This window comes from Paraburkholderia sediminicola (assembly GCF_046026895.1).
Lineage (GTDB): Bacteria > Pseudomonadota > Gammaproteobacteria > Burkholderiales > Burkholderiaceae > Paraburkholderia > Paraburkholderia sediminicola_C.
Map to the genome: position 1 here is coordinate 1 of NZ_JAQQEU010000048.1, position 20071 is coordinate 20071.

16 protein-coding genes are annotated in these 20071 nt (G+C 66.1%); 9 read left to right on the forward strand and 7 right to left on the reverse strand.

What is annotated here, in order from left to right; all coding sequences use genetic code 11:
• Both PQR02_RS27085 and PQR02_RS27090 read left to right on the forward strand, forming a co-directional pair.
• Positions 1-955 (forward strand): molybdopterin oxidoreductase family protein (locus tag PQR02_RS27085; protein ID WP_408238558.1); only part of this gene is annotated, 955 nt, incomplete at its 5' end.
• Between the two features lie 7 nt (positions 956-962).
• Positions 963-1214: a formate dehydrogenase subunit delta gene (locus PQR02_RS27090; RefSeq protein ID WP_408238561.1), complete on the forward strand. Its 252-nt coding sequence runs from the start codon at positions 963-965 to the stop codon at positions 1212-1214.
• Positions 1215-1321: 107 nt separating this feature from the next.
• Here the strand turns inward: PQR02_RS27090 and PQR02_RS27095 are convergent, their stop codons facing one another.
• The 3 genes from PQR02_RS27095 to PQR02_RS27105 form a co-directional block, all read right to left on the reverse strand.
• Complete coding sequence (locus PQR02_RS27095; RefSeq protein WP_408238564.1) at positions 1322-3043, reverse strand: FAD-dependent monooxygenase; 1722 nt, start codon at positions 3041-3043, stop codon at positions 1322-1324.
• A gap of 149 nt (positions 3044-3192) precedes the next feature.
• Positions 3193-4308, reverse strand: a complete 1116-nt coding sequence (locus PQR02_RS27100) for a cation diffusion facilitator family transporter (protein ID WP_408238567.1) — start codon at positions 4306-4308, stop codon at positions 3193-3195.
• Entirely contained in the window at positions 4308-4640 is a 333-nt protein-coding gene (locus PQR02_RS27105) for an ArsR/SmtB family transcription factor (protein ID WP_408238570.1), read from the reverse strand. The genes PQR02_RS27100 and PQR02_RS27105 overlap by 1 nt, the downstream gene beginning before the upstream one ends.
• Before the next feature lie 205 nt (positions 4641-4845).
• Here PQR02_RS27105 and PQR02_RS27110 point away from each other — a divergent pair, with 205 nt between their 5' ends.
• A complete protein-coding gene (locus tag PQR02_RS27110) occupies positions 4846-6693 on the forward strand; it encodes a tetratricopeptide repeat protein (RefSeq protein WP_408238573.1) in 1848 nt (615 codons plus the stop codon).
• Positions 6694-6856: 163 nt separating this feature from the next.
• On the opposite strand, the gene PQR02_RS27115 is transcribed toward PQR02_RS27110, so the two are convergent.
• Positions 6857-8158, reverse strand: coding sequence for an MFS transporter (locus PQR02_RS27115; protein ID WP_408238576.1), 1302 nt, complete (start codon positions 8156-8158; stop codon positions 6857-6859).
• Between the two features lie 324 nt (positions 8159-8482).
• On the opposite strand from PQR02_RS27115, the gene PQR02_RS27120 reads away from it, so the two are divergent.
• Complete coding sequence (locus PQR02_RS27120) at positions 8483-9007, forward strand: GNAT family N-acetyltransferase (protein ID WP_408238579.1); 525 nt, start codon at positions 8483-8485, stop codon at positions 9005-9007.
• Between the two features lie 328 nt (positions 9008-9335).
• Positions 9336-10442, forward strand: coding sequence for a hypothetical protein (locus tag PQR02_RS27125; RefSeq protein ID WP_408238582.1), 1107 nt, complete (start codon positions 9336-9338; stop codon positions 10440-10442).
• Between the two features lie 72 nt (positions 10443-10514).
• Here PQR02_RS27125 and PQR02_RS27130 read toward each other — a convergent pair whose 3' ends face one another.
• The 3 genes from PQR02_RS27130 to PQR02_RS27140 all read right to left on the reverse strand — a co-directional run bounded on the left by PQR02_RS27130 (position 10515) and on the right by PQR02_RS27140 (position 15390).
• Positions 10515-11273 carry a DUF2968 domain-containing protein gene (locus tag PQR02_RS27130; RefSeq protein WP_408238585.1) on the reverse strand — a complete coding sequence of 253 codons (759 nt, stop codon included), beginning with the start codon at positions 11271-11273 and terminating at the stop codon, positions 10515-10517.
• 653 nt (positions 11274-11926) lie between these two features.
• Entirely contained in the window at positions 11927-13450 is a 1524-nt protein-coding gene (locus tag PQR02_RS27135) for a gamma-glutamyl-gamma-aminobutyrate hydrolase family protein (protein WP_408238588.1), read from the reverse strand.
• A gap of 182 nt (positions 13451-13632) precedes the next feature.
• Positions 13633-15390, reverse strand: a complete 1758-nt coding sequence (locus tag PQR02_RS27140) for a cation:proton antiporter (RefSeq protein WP_408238591.1) — start codon at positions 15388-15390, stop codon at positions 13633-13635.
• 212 nt (positions 15391-15602) lie between these two features.
• Between PQR02_RS27140 and PQR02_RS27145 the strand changes: the two genes are divergently transcribed.
• The 4 genes from PQR02_RS27145 (at position 15603) to PQR02_RS27160 (ending at position 19997) form a co-directional block, all read left to right on the forward strand.
• Positions 15603-16289 (forward strand): DUF2848 domain-containing protein, encoded by a 687-nt coding sequence (locus PQR02_RS27145; RefSeq protein WP_408238594.1) that lies wholly within the window; start codon positions 15603-15605, stop codon positions 16287-16289.
• Positions 16290-16296: 7 nt separating this feature from the next.
• A complete protein-coding gene (locus PQR02_RS27150) occupies positions 16297-17649 on the forward strand; it encodes an MFS transporter (protein ID WP_408238597.1) in 1353 nt (450 codons plus the stop codon).
• A 165-nt stretch (positions 17650-17814) separates the two neighbouring features.
• Complete coding sequence (locus tag PQR02_RS27155; protein ID WP_408238600.1) at positions 17815-18495, forward strand: GntR family transcriptional regulator; 681 nt, start codon at positions 17815-17817, stop codon at positions 18493-18495.
• A 122-nt stretch (positions 18496-18617) separates the two neighbouring features.
• Complete coding sequence (locus PQR02_RS27160) at positions 18618-19997, forward strand: amidase (RefSeq protein ID WP_408238603.1); 1380 nt, start codon at positions 18618-18620, stop codon at positions 19995-19997.
• Positions 19998-20071: the final 74 nt, after the last annotated feature.

Consider the following 20071-nt stretch of genomic DNA (forward strand, 5'->3'; position numbering starts at 1 on the left):
TCTCTATTGCCAGGGCGAGGACATCGTGCAGTCGGACCCGAACACGCATCATGTGTCGGCGGCGCTGTCGTCGATGGAATGCATCGTCGTGCAGGACATCTTCCTCAACGAGACCGCCAAGTACGCGCACGTGCTGCTGCCCGGTTCGTCGTTCCTCGAAAAGGACGGCACCTTCACCAACGCGGAGCGCCGCATTTCGCGGGTGCGCAAGGTGATGCCGCCGATCCCGGGCTACGCCGACTGGGAAGTCACGGTGTTGCTCTCGCGCGCGCTCGGCTACGAGATGGACTACACGCATCCGTCACAGATCATGGACGAGATCGCGCGTCTCACGCCGACTTTCCACGGCGTGTCGTACCGCAAGATCGACGAGCTCGGCAGCATCCAATGGCCCTGCAATGAGGACGCGCCGGACGGCACGCCGACCATGCACGTCGATACCTTCGTGCGCGGCAAGGGCCGGTTCGTGATCACGAAGTTCATCGCATCGCCGGAAAAAGTCACGCGCAAATTCCCGCTGGTGCTCACGACCGGCCGCATCCTGTCGCAGTACAACGTGGGCGCGCAAACGCGCCGCACCGAGAACTCGCGCTGGCACGACGAGGACCGGCTCGAACTGCACCCGCACGACGCCGAGGAACGTGGCATCAAGACCGGCGACTGGGTCGGCATCGAGTCGCGTGCGGGACAGACCGTGCTGCGCGCAAAGGTGACCGAGCGGATGCAGCCGGGGGTGGTCTACACCACGTTCCACTTTCCCGAGTCGGGCGCGAACGTGATCACCACCGATAGCTCGGACTGGGCGACCAACTGTCCGGAATACAAGGTGACCGCGGTGCAGGTGACGCCGGTCGAACAGCCGTCGCAATGGCAGCAGGACTATTCGCGCTTCAACACCGAGCAGCTCGATCTGCTGAAGCAGCGCGAACTCGCCAACGCAACGTCGGGCAAGTGAGGCGACGATGGACACTGAAAATCTGCTCGATATGGCGAACCGCATCGGCGACTTCTTCGATTCGATGCCGGACCGCGAAGAGGCGCTCGCCGGCGTCGCCGATCATATCCGCCGCTTCTGGGAACCGCGCATGCGCCGCGCGCTGCTGGCGACGCTCGACGACGCGCAGGACGCGCACGCAACCGCGATGTCGGATTTCGTGAGGGAAGCGCTGGTTAAACATCGGGAGCGGTTGATGCCCGCCGCAGTGGCGTCATAAGGCAGGCGGCGCGCTGGCGGTTCGCACCGCTCGCGCGCCGCGTTGTTGCACGCATCGCTTCACTCACACAGTCAACGAACGAAAGCACCACTCCAAAGCCGCCGGCATCACAGCGCGGCCTGTTCCGGTATCTCGCCGCCCACCGTATACCACGCTTCGCAATGCCGCAGCAGCCCGAGCAGATCGGACCCGGTCCGCCCGCGCGCGCTGATATACCCGTCGGGCCGCACCAGATAGAACGACGGCCGCGTGCGTCCGTACGATTCGGAGAGCGCCGGGCCGCCGTCGCCGGTCGTATCGGTGATGCGCCAGATCCGCACCGCGCCCGGCAACAGCCGCTCGACCTCGGCGGTGAGCCGCTCCAGCTCCGCGTCCGGCGGCGGCGCATGTTTCGCGGCCGGATCGAGCGGCGTATCGTCGACGGGCAGTGGCGGCACCAGCAGAAACAGCGAGAAGAACGCCGGATCGTGCAGATCGAAAATACAGCCGACACCCGGCGCGCGCCCGAGCGGTCCGTCCACCACATGCACCAGCGCATCGGGCGCGCGCTCGCCGGCGCGCGGGCCGCCGTCGAGCACCCGTTCGAGCGTGAGCGGACTGCGCCGGTACTGGATCGACAACTCGCTGATGGTCAGACGCGCGGCATCGCGCAGCGGACCCAGCGCGGCCAGCACCGGCATCACGCGCTCGCGCAGCAGCTTCAGCGGCCCATGATCGGCCTCGGCCATCTGGGTGATGAAGCCGGTCTGGCGCAGCACGTCGCGCTCGATCGGATGCCGTTCGAGGTGGTAGGTGTCGAGCAGGCGATCCGGCGCCGCGCCCTTCAGCACGCGCGCGAGCTTCCACCCTAGATTGAACGCTTCCTGAATGCCGGTGTTCATCCCTTGCGCGCCGGCCGGACTGTGCACGTGAGCGGCGTCGCCGGCAAGGAAGAGGCGGCCCACACGCAGCCGGTCCACCATCCGGCTATTCAAATGGAAATACGACGACCACGCCAGCTCGGACACGTCGACGCGCTCGCGCACGCGCCGCGCGATCAACGCCTTGCATTGCTCCAGCGACGGCGCCGGCACCTGGTCGAGCGGCGGCTCACCCAGCACCGCGGGGGTCGGAGGCGCGGCGACGGCGGGCGGCTCCGCCGGATGATCCGCGATCAGCCGATGGCGGCCGTGACCCATCGGAAACAGCGCCACCAGGCCCTCGCCCGACGCGAAGATATGGAACTCGTCTTCGGGCCAATCGGTTTCGGCGTGCAGATCGGCGAGCAGGAATGTCTGCTCGAAAGTCTTGCCCTCGAAGTTCAGACCCAGCCGATGACGGATCGAACTATGCGCACCGTCGGCGGCGATCATGTAAGAAGGCCGCAACGTCTCGGTGTGGCCGTCCGCGCGACGTAGCGTTGCCTGGACGCTCGCGGAGCCTTGCGAAAACATCGTCAGTTCGGTGCCGCGTTCGACCTGCACGCCGAAGGTAGCGAGATGCTCGGTGAGCAGACGCTCGGTCACGGACTGATCGAGAAACAGCAGATACGGATAGCGCGTGTGCAGCGGGTCGAAGTCGAGTTGCGCGAGACGCATACCGTTCGAAAACAGATTGGCGATGCGCGCGCGATGGCCGAGTTCGAGGAACGGTTCGATCAGCCGGTGCTGTTCGAGCAGTTCGAGCGTGCGCGCCTGGATGCCGATGGCCCGCGAATACGGGTTCGGCTGCAGCGCTTTGTCGATCAGACGCACGGGGATGTGGGCACGCGCCAGACTCATCGCCGCCGCCAGTCCGGTGGGACCCGCGCCGACGATCAGCACCGGCGCATCGTATGCAGCAGCGTCCATGCGGCACTCCGGAGGCAACAACAATGCGCTCTAGTGTACGCCGCCGATATGCTGGTCAGCGGTGCGCTGCATCATTGATGAGCCCGCGTGGGCTTGCTGCGTCAGGCGACGTCGTGCAACGTGCATATCGTCGCGCGGTGCCGGCTGCGTCAATGCGCGTGCGGCGCATGATCCATCGCGCAACGATGCTCGGTGGTGCCGAGATCGACTTGCAGGGTCGCGTGCTGCATCGAAAAGCGCTCGCGCAATACGACGACGATGCGATCGAGCCCCTCGTCGCCGGGATGGCCCGCCGGCATCACCAGATGCGCGCTGAGCGCGTTGCCCGTGGTCGACAGCGCCCACACGTGCAGGTCGTGCACCTCGATCACGCCGGGCTGCGCCGCCAGATAGTCGCGGATGCTTTGCAGATCGACGCCGGACGGCACCGCGTCGAGCGCGAGGCGCAGCGAATCGCGCAACAGGCTCCACGTGCCCGCCACCACCACCGCGACCACCAGCAGGCTCATCAGCGGATCGAGCCACAGCCAGTGGGTGTACAGGATCACGAGGCCGCTGAGCGCGACCGCCGCCGAGATGCCGGCATCGGCGGCCAGGTGCAGGAAAGCGCCGCGAATGTTGAGGTCTTCCTTTTGACCGCGCATGAAGAGCCATGCGGAAATCCCGTTGATCACCATGCCGATCGTCGCAACGACGAACACCGCGAGCCCGGCCACCGGCGCCGGGTTCATCAGCCGTCCGATCGCCTCGGCGACGATCACGCCGCATGCGAACAGCAGCAGCCCCGCATTGACGAGCGACGCGAGAATCGACGAGCCGCCATAGCCGAACGTGTAGCGCGCCGACGGACGCCATGTGGCGAGCCACGCGGCGCCCCATGCGAGCAGCAGGCCGAGGACGTCGGAGAGGTTGTGGCCCGCGTCGGCGAGCAGCGCGGTGGAGTGCGCGAGCACGCCGTAGACGGCCTGCAGGAGGACGATCGCGACGTTCAGCGCGACGGCGATTGCGAAAGCGCGGCCGTGGCCTTCGACGGGGGCGTGGGCGTGGTGGTGGTGGCCGGCGTGGTTGTGCGCGTGGTTCGCGTGGCTGGCTTTGGTGGACTTGGGGTGGTCGTGTTTGCTGTGGTCGTGACCGCTATGGTCGTGCTTGCTATGGTCGTGATCGCTATGGTCGTGATCGCTATGGTCGTGCCCGCTCAGCTCGTTGCCGTCCTGCGCCGCTCCACGCGCTTCATCATCCCGGTCCGATCTATCGGCTTGGTTCATCACGCGTCCTGGGAAAGGTTGTCGGCCGGCTCGGCCACATGTTCGAGCATGGCGGCCAGCATCGCGCTGATATGGCTATCCGCAGCGCGATAGAACACCTGCTTGCCCTGGCGTTGCGCACGCACGATCCGCGCCGCGCGCAGCAATCGCAGATGATGGCTCACCAGCGATGCCGACAAGTCCAGCCCCTGCGCGATCGCCCCGACCGCGCGCTGGCCGTCCGCGCACGCGAGCACGATGCGCAAACGCGTCGGATCGCCGAGCAGGCGGAACAGCTCGGCCAGCGGCACGATCGTATCCGCCGCGTCGCCCTGACCACCCCCAGCGGACATAGTCAAAGCGGAAACGGAACCGCCGGAAGTAGCAGAACCCCTCGAAGAATTCCCCGTGAAGGTCGGCACCGAAACGGACATGGCAGCCACACATATGAACAGATGTTCAAATGTTATAGATGGCTATCGAACCGGTCAAATCGAGGGGCGTCCGGCGAGTGTGGGAAAATGCGGCCTCTGCCTCACCCAGATACCATCCCCCGTCATGCAACCTGTATTTGAGAGCGCCTTCGCGGCGCACCGTGACGGCCGCCTCGACGATGCCGAACGCGGCTATCGCGCGACGCTCGACGGCAATCCCAAGCACGTCGACGCGTTGCACCTGCTGGGCGTGCTACGCCACCAGCAAGGCCAGCACGCCGAGGCCGCCGACCTCGTGCGGCGCGCGGTGAACCTGCGCCCGGAAGACGCCGCGCTGCAACTGAACCTCGGCAACGCACTGAAGGCGCTCGGCCAGATCGACGACGCGATCGAGCAGTTCCGCAATGCGCTGACGCTCGCGCCGTCGTTCCCGATGGCGCACTACAACCTCGGCAACGCGTACGCGTCGCTGGGCCGTCACGAAGACGCCGCCGACGCGTTCGAGAAATCGCTGCGCCTGCAACCCGACGACGCGTCGTCGCACAACAACCTCGGCAACGCGCTGCACGCGCTCGGCCGTCATACCGAAGCGATCGCATCGTTCCGGCGCGCGCTCGAACTGCGTCCCGGCCACGCCGGCGCGTTGAACAACATGGGCATGTCGCTGAACGCGCTGGGTCGCGCGGACGAGGCGATCCCCTGCTTCCAGGCGGCGCTCGCCGCCGAGCCGCGCTTCGTCGCCGCCCACTTCAATCTCGCCAATACGTTCGACGCCACCGGCCGCCATGGCGAAGCGGTCGCGTCGTTCGAGGCCGCGCTGAGCCACCAGCCGAATCTGCCGCCGGCCATCTACGGGATGGGCAACGCGCTGGCGGCGCTGGGTCGTCACGAGCGGGCGCTGCCGTATCTGGAGCGCGCGGTCGGTCTCGACCCGCAGTTCGCGCTCGCGTGGCTGAGTCTGGGCAGCGCGCACCAGGCATTGAACGCGCATGCGCCCGCCGTGCGCGCGTTCGACGAGGCGCTGCGGCTGCGCCCCGACCTCGCGTCCGCGCACCTGAACCGCGCGCTCGCGTGGCTCGCGCAGCGCGATTTCGCGCGCGGACTGCCGGAATACGAATGGCGACTGCAAATCGCCGCGCAGCCGGTCATCCAGACGCTGCCGCGCTGGCACGGCGAGCCGATCGATCAGCGCACGCTGCTGATCCACGCCGAGCAGGGTTTCGGCGACACGCTGCAATTCGTGCGCTTCGTGCCGCTCGCCGCGCAGCGCGCCGCGCGCGTCGTGCTCGAAGTACAACCGCAACTGCTGCCGTTGCTGGCGCCGGCCGCACAGGCATGGCGCGTGACGCTGATCGCCCAGGGCGCACCGCGCCCCGCCGCCGATCTGCAATGCCCGCTGCTGAGCCTGCCGCTTGCGCTCGGCACCCGCTTCGACACGATTCCGGAGCGCACGCCCTATCTCGACGTGCCGCCGGCGTACGGCCGCAAATGGCGCGGCTCGCTCGGCGGCCAGGCCAAACGCAAGATCGGCATCGCGTGGTCGGGACGCATCCAGCAAAACGAAACGCGGTCGATGCCGCTCGCCGCGCTCGCCCCGCTGTTCGCGCTTCAGGGCATCGACTGGATCGTGCTGCAGCCCGAGTTGGGCGCCGACGAACGCGCGGCGCTCGACGCGCATCCGCGCACGGCGTCGATCCATCGCTTCGACACGCGGATCGGCGACTTCGCGGACACCGCAGCGATCATCGCGCGGCTCGACGCGGTGGTGTCGATCGACACGTCCATCGCTCACCTGGCCGGCGCGCTGCGCAAGCCACTGTGGCTGATGCTGCCGTTCGCGGCGGACTGGCGCTGGTTCGATGGCGACACGCGCAGCCCGTGGTATCCCGGCGCGACGCTGGTGCGTCAGCCGCGGCCCGGCGCGTGGGGCGAAGTCGTCGACGTAGTGGCGAGCGAATTGCGCCAAGGCTAGCCGAGCGCGCTGCTCGTAACGCGAGCCGCGCGAACCTCCGGGCTGGCGGAGCACACGCGCGGCGCGACGACAGCAGCAACGGCAGCGGCACCCGACAAAAAACCCCGCGTTCTCACGAACGCGGGGTTTTTCTCAACCAGACCCGCAGCGGGCCAACAGCCCCTCAAGCCGTCCGATACTGATTGCGCGACTCCGGCGTGCGATACAGCACCAGTGTCGCGATCAGCCCACATATCGCCGCCATGCCGAGGAACAGACCCGGCGCCGCCTTGTTGCCCGTGACGTGGATCAGCAGCGTGGCGATCGCCGGCGTGAAGCCGCCGACCGTCGTCGCCAGACTGTAAGCCAGCGAGAACCCGGCGGTGCGCACTTCGACCGGCATCACCTCGGTCAGCGCCACCACCATCGCGCCGTTATAGCTGCCGTACAGGAACGACAGCCACAGCTGGACCGCCAGCAGGCGCGCGAACGACGGCTCGGCGACCAGCCATTGCAGCGCCGGATACGCGGTGACGATGGTCAGGATCGTGAACGCGAGCAACACCGGGCGGCGGCCGATACGATCCGACAGCGCGCCCGACAGCGGCAGCCAGACCAGGTTCGACAGACCCACGCAGACCGTGACGACGAGCGTATCGATCGCCGACAGCTTCAGCACTTCCTTGCCGAAGGTCGGCGTGTACGCGGTGATCATGTAGAACGACACGGTGGTCATGATGACCATGCCCATGCCGCCCAGCACGACGCCCCAGTTGGTGGCCATCGACTTCATGATCTCGCCCATGCTCGGACGATGCTTGCGCGCCTGGAATTCTTCTGTTTCCTTCAGCGACCGGCGAATGATGAACAGGAACGGCACGATCAGACAGCCGATCAGGAACGGCACGCGCCAGCCCCACGCGCTCATCTGGTCGGCGGGCAGCAGTTTGTTCAGCAGCACGCCGATCAGCGCGGCGAACACCACGGCGACCTGCTGGCTGCCCGATTGCCACGAGCAGTAGAAGCCCTTGTTGCCCTTGGTGGCGATCTCCGACAGATACACCGACACGCCGCCCAGTTCGACCCCGGCGGAGAAACCCTGCAACAACCGGCCGAACAGCACGAGCATCGGCGCGAGGAGGCCGATCGTCGCGTAGCCGGGTATCGCCGCGACCGTGAGCGTGCCGAGCGCCATCAGGCCGAGCGTGAGGATCAGGCCTTTGCGGCGGCCGTGATGGTCGATGTAGGCGCCCAGCACGATCGCGCCGAGCGGCCGCATCAGGAAGCCCGCGCCGAACACCGACAGGGACAGCATCAGCGAAGCGAATTCGTTGCCGCTGGGGAAATAGGTCTTGGCGATCGCCGAGGCGTAATAGCCGTAGACCATGAAGTCGTACATCTCAAGAAAGTTGCCGCTGACCACGCGGAAAACTGTCTTGACCTTGGATTCTTCCTTGGCGGAAATGGCGTGCGACGCAGTAGACATGACATTCTCTGAGAAGCCTGCCGCCATGGGGACATGACGGCCAGGCAGTTGAAACGGTCCGCCGGGCGTGGCGAGCGGATGCCGCAGGCGATCGGAAAGGAAAGGACGCGCCGGGGGCGCGGAATTGTCATACCGAACGTATCCACGCGGTATCAGGGTAAACGTTGTAACTCAGGTGCGAGCCGCGCCAGGTAATGTTGCCGTTGATGGCGCTGTTGCGAAATTCATACAGTTTGCTTACGGCCCCTACTGAATGTCGTCGCGTTGGGCGACCATCATCGCGGTAGACTTTGCGGCCCGGCATTTCCGTTGAACACGATCCCGATGCGAACCACCCCCGCTCTTTCGCTGCGCCCCGCGACTGTCGACGACGCCGCGCTGATCGCTTCGATCCACAGCGCCAGCTGGCAGGCCACGTACCGGGGGCTGCTGCCCGATGCATTCCTCGACGGCGAAATCACACGCGAGCGCGCCGCCTATTGGGAAGCGCGGCTGGGCGCGCCAGGCGGAGAGCGCCGCATCGTGCTGATCGCCGAGCTGGCGGCCGAGCCGATCGGCTTCGTGTGCGTGGAACGGCAGCCGGAGTCGGCGTGGGGCGTGCTGCTCGACAACCTGCATGCGCTGCCCGGCTACCAGGGCATCGGCGTCGGCAAGCTGCTGATGCGCGCCGCCGAGGACTGGGCGCGCGCGCAAGGCGAGACGCAACTGTATCTGTACGTGCTCGAAGGCAACACGCCGGCGATCGGCTTCTATGAACGGCAGGGCTGGCAGTTTGTCGGCGCCGAGCCGGATCATATGGGCGGCGTCGACATCACCGCGTTGCGCTACGTGTACAGGCTGAAACGCTGATCGCGCCGCTCACGGGGAGCGCCGCCGGCCTTGCACCAACCGGGCTTGCGTGAGGTGTCGCTAATTTTCAGAACTGTCTGATCGCCGGATCGGCTGCCTGTAGGCATCATCTTCTGTAGCCCGATGGCTTCGCCGCGTCGCGCCTACGCATCCATCATCTGTTCGTGTTGAGCGCTGTGCTTCACGCGCATGCGGCATGCGGAGCAGCGCGTTCGCACCGGCGTACGGCGTGCATGAAAACGTTCCGCCCGCATCGCCCCGAGCCTGAGTCCCTACGACCCCGCAGCCGCCGACCGGCGGCCCCACTACGAGGCGCCGCGAGAGACCAATGTCCACCATTCCGCTCACTTTGATCGAAGGCTCCATTGCAATGCCGAGCCTGCGGCCGCTCGATCATCTGCCGGCACCCTTCGGCCGCGACTGGGCGTTGCTGCCGCCGGGCTACAGCTGGCGGGCGGAACTCAAGGCGCTATATGCAGCCATGTTGCGCACCTTCTGCATGAGCGACCAGACCATTCTCTCGTTTTGCAGATGGGTGCCGTTGAGCGCACAGCGGGCCGCGACTTCTGCTTCCGCTGCGACCGCGAAGCGTGCAACGGTATTCGAGGCGCCGCGCGAACAGGCACCGCATGGGCTTGCCGAAGCAACGGTGGAACCGGCAGTGAAACCGCCGGCGCGCGCCACTCTTGCGCGGCGCGCGCCGCCGCATTGGGGCGCGCTGACGGGCGGCGTGTGCGCACTCAGCGGCGCGGCAATGCTTACGTGGATCGGGTTCACCCATCTCGCGCATCGCCATACGGTCGACGACACGAAGTCCGTGGACACGGTGACGGCAAGCCACGACGCACAGGCAGTTGAGCGTCGCGCATCTGATGCGGCTACGGTCCATGGGGTGATCCGCAAGGCAGTCAGTGAAGCGACTGCCGCCAAGGTCGATGCGCGAGCTGGAAAGATGACATCGGCAAGCGGCCACGTTGTGCCCATCCCTGCGCGCCCGCCCGCTTCGACCGAAGCAACGGCAGCGGCGCATGCCGTGGTCAACGACGCGCTCTCTCGCCGCCGTCGTGCGGTCCGCGAAACGGTGGACATCCCGCGCGAAAAAGACCGCCGTCGCGCCGCGCGCCGCGCCGCGGCAACCCCGCTCTCACAAGTCTCGGCAGTGAACGACGACACACAGCGCAGCACCGTCCCGCGAACTGTGCAGCGAGCGTTGGCCAGACCGTCGGACGCGGGCGCTTACTCGCCGCGCGCGCCGGCACAAGCCGGTCTCGACGAATACGCTGACGTGAGGATGTCCGCCGCGATGCAACTGCGCGACGTAGCGTCGCCCCGTTCCTCCTTGTCGAACAGTCTTTCGACAGCCGGTTCGACCGAATGGATGAGTCACATGTCGCAGCGTCGCGTGACCGAGGTCCCGGACCAGTTCGCAAAGTAAACGTCCAGGCACCGCTGCCCGGAAATGGCGGCAAAAAGGAGCCCGCCTGCTGATAAGCCCGGCTTCTTTCATTCACTGCGGCAGCTTCGAGACCGGCAATCCAAACTCCGTCTGCCGCTGCAACTGCATGATTTCGCTCTGCACCTGACGCAGTTGCGCCTGCGCCTTTTCCTTCTCGGCATGCAGCGTGACCGTCTCGCCCAGCGTTTGCCGCTGGTAGTCGTTGACCGTGGCCTGCTGCGTGCGCGCTACGTCGAGATCGGCCTGCAAGCGTTTCGCGTGATCCTGCGACATCGCAATGATGTCTTCGATGTACGCCTTCTGCGCCTGCAACCGAATGCGGCGAATTTCGACTTCCGAGAGCTGCGCCGTTTGCTGCGCAAAATCCGCGTAGATCGCTTCCGCGCGATCGGTGTTCTCCGACTTGATCACGCGCCAGAATTGTTTGTTCTGAAACAAAGCGACGTAGTACGTCACCTGCTGCGGATAGAAAAACAGACTCGCGCCATAGCTGCCGTTATAGGTAGTGCGCAGTTCGCTCAGCTTTGCGTCGTGAATCATTTGCATCAATTCGGCGACGTTGCCTCGCGCGTCGTTGGCCGGCGCGCTCGCTGCGTTCGCCGCGTCCGAAGCGTTCGTTGCGTCGGGCTTGACCGCCTGCGCGCCAGGCAGCGCGTCATCGTTGGACGACGGCGCACTCATGACCGGCCGCATACCGGTTATCGACGCCGCTTCCGCGCTTTGCGCCGCGCGCGCCAAGCCGCCGTGCTGCAGCAGCACACACGCGGCCGCGAGCGGCACGGCGCGCCTCATTATTAAGGGATACTTCATACCTGCTTGCTCCATGCCATTCCGAAACAGCGGCAGATTATCGCGCGGATTGGACGTCAGGCGAAGCACTCAAATGGCGCCTGGCAAGGCTCTAATTCAAGATAATCAGGAAGAGAATGATTCTGAGCAAATGCACCGCTCCATTGTGAAATAAAACTGTTCAGATACTGCGAAAACACGGCAAACTGCCTCCTAGGACGCTTCCGAATTTTCAATGGATCTGGACGAATCCAACGGCAAGCGGGTTTGCAATATTGCGATGAATAGGTGCCTCGTTCGCGCGGACCGATTGAAGGTCCATTGCGTTTGCAATCGGTGTTTTGAAGACGGCAAAGTCACGCGATAAATCCTACCTACTCTAAGGCCGTACGTGAAACCTCGGAATGCTGATTATCTTGATAAAAAGGCGGCGGCGATTCGAACCCATCGTTGCCGTGTCGGTTCGACGGGACGAGGCAGACGCGAGCTGACCGGGAAAGACGCACAGGAACCGGACAAATCCAACCGTGCGGAACAAAGCAAAGCGCACCGCCCTGTACCGCGACGGTGCGCCACATAAATCAGCATCGGAAAACGGTCATTGACCGCAAACTCAAAGGCAAACCAAACCCAACCCACGCCGCCCTACTACAGACATCCAAATCCCACCGGTCTCAAAACCGCGTCTCACGCGCGACCCGCAGAAAGGTGTCGAGCAAGGGCGTGCAATCGAGCAACTCCGGACCGCCCGCGCGATGAAACTCCGGATGCCACTGCACCCCCATCACGAAAGGCGCGCGCCGATAGCGCACGGCCTCGATGAGGCCGTCCGACGCCGACACCGCTTCGATGTTGAGATCGCGGCCGAGCGTCTTCACCGCCTGATGGTGGATCGAGTTGACGATCGCATCACGCCGGCCCGGGAACATGTTGACCAGCGTCGAGCCGTCCGGAAAGTGAATCCCGTGCCGGTGCTGATCGTAGTCCTCATTGACGTGCGCGGCCGCGGTCGGGACGTCGGTCGCGATGTCCTGATACAAGGTGCCGCCGAACGCCACGTTGATCAGCTGACAGCCACGGCATACGCCGAGCACCGGCTTGCCCGACTCGACGAACTCGTGTAGCAACTCCAGCTCGTACATGTCGCGCACGCGGTCGCCGGGCCACTCGTGGCTGGTCGCAGCTTCCGCGTAGGTTTGCGGCGAGACGTCGGCGCCGCCTTGCAGCAGCAGACCGTCGAGATGCTTCGCGTAGTCGCGCAGGCGGATATTGCTCGGATGCAGCATGCCCTGATGACCGACCGTCGGAATCATGAACACCAGCACGTCGCGCGACATCACCCAATGCGCGATCGACTCTTCGAGGTACTGCAAGGTCTTGCCGCGCAAGCCCTTCGCGCCCGGCTCCGGATGGAAGATGCGCGCCGATACGCCGATGCGCAGCGTGCGCTGCGTGATCCGCTGACCCGCGCGATCGAACAGCTGCCGTGCGCGCGCCGCGACGATACGGCCGAATACGGTCCAAGCCGAATCCTGCTGCTTCAGATAGCGCGGCGGCGACGGCGGCAACGCGTGGGGCGGGGGCGGATTGGTCGCGGTGAAGTCGGGCGCCGCGCCGAAGCCGGGCGGCGGCGAGCCGGCCGCACGCGTACTGGACGCGGCGGCTTCTTCGGCGGCGACCGTCTCGTCGGTCGACGTGGTCAGCTCGCCGGCAAGCGGCTCGCTGCTCGTCAAGGTGGGCGCGGAAGGCGCGCTCTTCGTGCTGGTGGTGGTAGCCGTGCCCTGCGTGCCACGCGCGCCTTTCATGATGTCCGGACGCGCCGCAGGCGCCCCAGCCCGCCGCGCCTCGCGCTCATGGACCTCGGCTTCCTGTTTCGCGGTGGATGCCGCAGCCGAGCTGCGCGCTTCGGCCGCGTCGCGTTGCCGGGCCATTTGCGCATCGGTGGGCGTGACGGCCGACGCGCTGTCGGGGTGGTCGGTCGATGATCTCGCGACTGCCTGTTCGGCGGCCGGCGTCAGCGGATCCTTGATCGGCGACTGGATCGCGTCTTCATGCGAGGGAGGTAGCGAAGCCGCCGGCTCAGCCGGCGTCGCGCTGGGTTGCGACGCGCCGGAGGTCGCGCCGGACGGCACTGGCGACGCCGAAGGCGACGATGGGCTGCCGGGCGTGCCGGCGTTGTCGGGTTTATTTTCGCTCATGACAGTCAGTCAGGCGCCTTCCACGCGAACGAATGAATATGCCCTGATTATCCGCTAGCGCAGCACGCCCGGCAAACCCGCACACAATTGCTCACATTGTTGCGAAAGGTCAAGCGGAAGCCCGCTCGGGGGCCGCGTCAAAGGAAGCCTCCTCAAGGAACCAGGACGCAGGCCACCATGACTCACGGGTCCGGCTGCTCGTCGAAAGTTTCACGCAAGGAGATCTGCATCGCGGCGTGGATCTTCACGCACCAGCGCCATACGAACGCGAGCAGCACCGCCGCGCAGATCAGCACTGCGGCGAGCAAACCCACCGGCGGCAGAATGCTGCCCGAGAGCGCCGCGACCAGCAGAAACACGCCGGCCATCGACACCACCGGCACCAGATCCGAGATCGCATAACGAAGCGCGCTCGTGAAGCGGCCCGCTGTTGCCGGCTGCACGCTGACTTCGGCGAGCAGCAGCGCGAGCGATTTCGTCTTGCGATAGACCGCCACCAGAAACGGCATCGACACGACGAGCGCGACGCCCCACTGCACCGCGCGCTGCATCGGTTCGGAATCGATCCAGTGCGCGAGCAGCTTGCCCGTGTAGGGCGCGGTGTACGACACACCGAGAAAGATCGCGGCGACCAGCGCGAGATTGACGGCGATCTGCAAAATGATCCGCCGCGTCATGCTGAAGAGCGTCGGCTCGCCGCTCGCCGTGCTGAGGCTGCGCAGCCATTGGCCGTACAGGCCGAACACGTTGGCGAGCGTGCCCGGCATCGCGCGGCCCAGGCGCTGGGTGAACGGATCGGCCGCGCGGATCAGATACGGCGTGAACAGCGTGGTCAACGCGGAGACCGCCACCGCGATCGGATACAGAAACGCGCTGGTCACCTTCAGCGTCAAGCCGAGTGACGCGATGATGAACGAGAACTCGCCGATCTGCGAAACGGTCATGCCGACGCGCATCGACGTGCGCGCGTCCTGCCCCGAGAGAAAAGTGCCGAGCCCGCACGAGACGATCTTGCCGACGATCACCGCCACCGTGATCACCGCGATCGGTCCTGCATAGTCGAGCAGCACGGCCGGGTTCAGCATCAGCCCGATCGTCACGAAGAAGATCGCGGAGAAGGCGTCGCGCAACGGCGCGATCAGATGCTCGATCCGATGCAGATGGCGCGATTCGGCCATGATCGCGCCGATCAGGAACGCGCCGAGCGCGATGCTGTAGTCGAGCTTGACCACCAGCAGACAGAAGCCGAAGCAGAAGCCGAGCACCGACACCAGCAGCATCTCGTCGCTGCGCGTGCGCGCCACGTAGTTCAGCGCGCGCGGCACCACCAGCACGCCGACCAGCAGCGACACCGTCATGAACAGCAGCAGCTTGCCGAGCGTGACCATCGCGAGCCCGGCGCTCAACTGCCCGGTCTGCGCGATGCCGGTCAAGAGCACCAGCATCGCGATGCCGAGAATGTCCTCGACGATCAGAATGCCGAACACCAGTTGTGCGAAGCCCTCGCGCTTCAAGCCCAGTTCGGACAGCGCCTTGACGATGATGGTGGTCGACGAGATCGCGAGGATCGCGCCGAGGAACAGCGAATCCATCGGACTCCAGCCGAATGCGCTGCCGATCTCGTAGCCGATCCACAGCATCAGCACGATCTCGGAGAGCGCCGCGACGATCGCCGTGGCGCCGACCTGGAAAAGCTTGCGCAGGCTGAATTCGAGCCCGAGCGAAAACATCAGGAACACCACGCCGAGTTCGCCGAGCGTCTGGATGGTCTGCTCGTCGTGGATCAGCTGGAACGGCGGCGTATACGGCCCGATGATCAGGCCGGCGGCCATGTAACCGAGCACCACCGGCTGCTTCAGGCGATGGAACAGCACGGTGACGACGCCGGCGAGCGCCATCACGACCGCCAGATCCTGAATGAAGCCAATGCCCTGGTGCATGAATGCGTTCCTTACAAAAAGTAATCCACAAGAATCGCAGTGTAACAGCCGAAGCGGACCCAACGAATCTCGTAAAAGCGCCGAGGGACGCGGGATTGCGGGTGGGCGTCGGCCCCCGCGCCGTTGGCGTTCCCAAGGAATATTTTTGAAACGCTCGACTCCTGTGAAATATCACAATAATATTTGTCGAATATTTTTCTGGGAGTCGAGTGATGCGGCAGTTGTCGTTCAATGTTATAGACCGCGCGGGCCAAGGCCGCGCCGAGCATGTCGAAGTGGGCCGCCTGACGATTGCCGGGTGGGCCGGCCGCGATCAGGCGGCCATCGAGCATCACATTGCCGAGCTGGCCGCACTGGGCGTGAAACGCCCGTCCACCACGCCGTGCTTCTACCGCCTCGGCGCGGAACTGCTGACGCAGGCCGAACAGATCGATGTGGTCGGCGTGAAGTCCAGCGGCGAAGCCGAATGCGTGCTGGTGCAGTCGCAGGCGGGCCTGCTCGTCACGATCGGTTCCGACCACACCGACCGCGAAGTCGAGGCCTACGGCGTGACCGTTTCAAAGCAGGTCTGCCCGAAGCCGCTCGCACGCGATGCCTGGCGTTTCGACGAGGTCGCCGGCCACTGGGATCAACTGGAACTGCGCGCCTATGCACTCGCGAACGGCGAGCGGCGCGTCTATCAGCAAGGCAGCGTCGCATCGCTGCTGCCGGCCGCCGACCTGCTGGCGCTCGCGCCGCTCGCGAACGGCGCCGCGATGTTCTGCGGCACGCTGGCGGTGCAAGGCGGCATCGTCGGCATGGCCGACGGCGACGCGCTCGAACTCGAACTGCACGACCCCATCCTGAACCGCACGCTGCGCCACGCCTATCGCGTGCGCGCGCTACCTATCGTCGAATGAGGCACGCATGAACTCCCCCACGCTCTCCGTCGGCACCGACGCGTCGTCCGACGCGTGGCTCGAAGCCACCGCGTTGCGCAAGATCACCTGGCGCATCATGCCGTTCCTGTTTCTCGTCTACGTGCTGTCGTACCTGGACCGCGTCAACATCGGCTACGCGAAGCTGCAGTTCACCGGCGACCTCGGCCTGTCGAACGCGGCCTACGGACTCGGCGCGGGGATCTTTTTCTTCGGCTACTTCGTGTTCGAAGTGCCGAGCAATCTGCTGCTGAAGAAGTTCGGCGCACGCGCCACGATCGCCCGCATCACGATGCTGTGGGGCCTGCTGTCGTGCCTGATGATGTTCGTGCGCAGCGAAACGATGTTCTACGTCCTGCGCTTTTTCCTCGGCGTGGCCGAAGCCGGGCTGGTGCCGGGCGTGGTGCTGTATCTGACCTTCTGGTTTCCGTCCGACCGGCGCGCGCGGATGGTCGCCGTGTTCATGGCGGCGATTCCGGTGGCGGGCATCATCGGCGCGCCGCTGTCGGGCTTTCTGATGTCGGCGCTGCATGACGCGCACGGCCTGCGCGGCTGGCAGTGGATGTTCCTGATCGAAGGCATTCCGTCGATTCTCGCGGGCTTCTGGGCGCTCGCCGTGCTGCGCAACACGCCCGCCGAAGCCGCGTGGCTCAGTGCCGACGAAAAGCGCGTCATCACGAGCCGCATCGCGCGGGAAAACAGCGCGGCGCAGGCGGCCGGCGCCGAACACAATCTCGCCACCGCGTTGCGCTCGGGCCGCTTCTGGCTGCTCACGCTGATCTACTTCTGCCTCGTCACCGGCAACGCGGGCTTCTCGTTCTGGCTGCCGCAGATCGTCAAGGATCTCGGCGTGACGAACCTCGTCACCAATGGCTTCGTCACCGCGATTCCGTATCTGGCGGCGGGCATCGGCATGATCCTGATCGGGCGTTCGTCGGACATCACGGGCGAGCGGCGCTGGCATTACGCGGTGTGCTGCTTCATCGGCGCGGCGGGGCTGCTCGGCAGCGCGTCGGTGACGAACTCGATTCCGCTCGCCGTCACCGGCCTGTCGATCGCGTATATCGGCATCCTCGCGGGGTTCGGCATCTTCTGGTCGATGTCGACGACGTTCCTGCAAGGCACGGCCGCCGTCGCCGGGATCGCGGTGATCAACTCGATCGCGAACCTCGCGGGCTATGTGAGCCCCTATGTGCTGGGCATCGTCAAGGACGCGACGCATAGCGTGACGTTCGGACTGGTGCTGATCGCAGGGGCGTTGATCGTCGGCGGGCTGGTAACGCTGATGATGCCGCGCGTGAAGGTGCAGCACGCGGCTGCGGTCTCGCCGCGGCGCGCCTGAATCGTGGGGGGTGGCCGTGGGGTGGCGGTGGGGTTGCGGTGGTTGCGGTGGGGTTGCGGTGGGGCGCGCCTCGCGCGCCGGCCGGCCTGCCACGCCGATCACCCCACCCCGCCCACGCAAAACCTTGCTCTACAATGCGGACGACAATGCCCGCTCGCCTGACACATGACGCTTTCGCAGACCGCCCGCCCTTCCCCGCCCACCCGCGCGACCGCCGCCGCGAGCCTCGCCGAGCAGGCGTATGCGTTCGTCAAACGCGAAATCATCACGATGCGGCTGCGGCCGAGCGAAGTGCTCAACGAAGCGGAACTGATGGCGCTGACCGGGATCGGCAGAACGCCGGTTCACCAGGCGCTGCATCGCCTCGTCCACGAGGGCATGCTGACCATCATGCCGAGAAAGGGCATCATGGTGCGGCCGGTTTCGCTCGACGACGTGCTGGCGATCATCGACGTGCGTCTCGTCAACGAAAGCTACTGCGTGGAACTGGCCGCGCGCCACGCGCAGCAGCACGATTACGATGCGATGCAGGCGCTGCTGGAGCGTTCGTCGGGGTGCGTCGCCGCGCACGACATCGAAGGCATGATGGATATCGACCGCGAGTTTCATCTGGCGATCTCGGCCGCCTCGCGCAACCCGGTGCTGGCCGATATCCTGCGCGGTCTGCATGAACGCTCGCTGCGCTTCTGGTTCATTTCGCTGTCCGAGCCGCATCATCTCGAAGACGTGCACGAAGAACACCTCGAACTGTTTCGCCTGCTGCGCGAGCGCGACGCCGAAGGCGCGCGCCGATCGGTGCAAAAGCATATCGAAGCGTTTCGTGCGACGCTGTTCAATCGCATCTGAACGCGTGCAACGCAGCGAGCCGCGCACCGTGCCCCGAGCCGCATCACCCCGGCCCTTTGCCAGCGACCGCGTTTCTCCGCTCAACCGGCTTCACCCCGTTCAACCGGATTCCTACCGACATCATGGCCACTGAATTCACGCCCTTCCCGCCGCTTGCCCAGCTTGCCGCCGACCTCGCCGCCGGCCGCACCACGAGCCGCGCGCTCGTCGAAACCGCGCTCGAACGGATCGCCGATCCGGCCGGCCAGGGCGCGGTCGCCTTCATGCACGTCGACGCCGACAGCGCCCGCGCCGCCGCCGACGCGCACGACCGGCTACGCGCCGCCGGCACCGTGCTGTCGCCGCTCGCGGGGATTCCGGTGTCGGTCAAAGACCTGTTCGATATCGAAGGCCAGCCGACCCGCGCCGGTTCCGTCGTCCTCGCCGACGCCCCCGCCGCGCCAGCGGACGCCGTCGCGGTCGCGCGCCTGAAGCGGGCCGGCGCGGTGATCGTCGGGCGCACCAACATGAGCGAGTTCGCGTTTTCCGGGCTCGGGCTGAACCCGCACTACGGCAATCCGCTGTCGCCGTACCAGCGCCACGTGAAAGGCGACGAGCGGATTTCGGGCGGCTCCTCGTCGGGCGCGGCGGCGTCGGTCGCCGACGGCATGGCGGCCGTCGCGCTCGGCACCGACACCGGCGGCTCGATCCGCATCCCGGCCGCGCTGTGCGGCCTGACCGGCTTCAAGCCGACCGCCGCGCGCATCCCGAAGCAAGGCGGCGTGCCGCTCTCGCCGACGCTCGACTCGTTCGGCCCGATCGGCGTGTCGGTCGCGTGCTGCGCGCTGGTCGACCGCATGCTGGCGGGGCTCGAACCGCGCATCCCGGCCGCCCGCCCGCTCGAAGGCGTGCGGCTCGGCGTGCTGACCAATTTCGTCACCGAGGGCGTGGAACCGGCGGTCGCCGCCGCGATCGACACGGCGTTGAAGCATCTGGAAGCAGCCGGCGCGATCGTCAGCGAAGTGCGTTTTGCACCGCTCGACCGCTTGCCCGAGATCAACCGCTTCGGTTTTTCGCCGATCGAAGCGTATGCGTGGCATCGTCCGCTGCTGGAAAAGCATCGCGAGCAATACGACCCGCGCGTGCTCACGCGCATTCTGAAAGGCCAGCCGGCCAGCGCCGTCGACTATCTGGATCTCGTCGCAGAGCGCGGCGCGATGCTCGGCGAAGCCGCCCGCACGCTGTGGCAGCGCTTCGACGCGGTGGTCGCGCCGACGGTGCCGGTCGTACCGCCGCGCGTGGCCGACCTGATTGACGACGACGACGCGTTCGGCCGCGCCAACGCGCTGATCCTGCGCAATCCGAGCGTGTTCAACTTCCTCGACAGCTGCGCGTTGTCGCTGCCCTGCCATCTGCGCGGCGACCCACCGGTCGGTCTGATGCTGGCGGCCGCGCCGCACGCCGACGACGCGTTGCTGGCGATCGGCCGCGGCGCCGAGGCGGTGCTCAAAGCGATTCGCTGACGGAGCGGGTTGCGCGGCGGCCCGCGCAATAGTGCGATAAGCCTCGCGGTGAGGGTTCGCGCTAGAATCGCGGG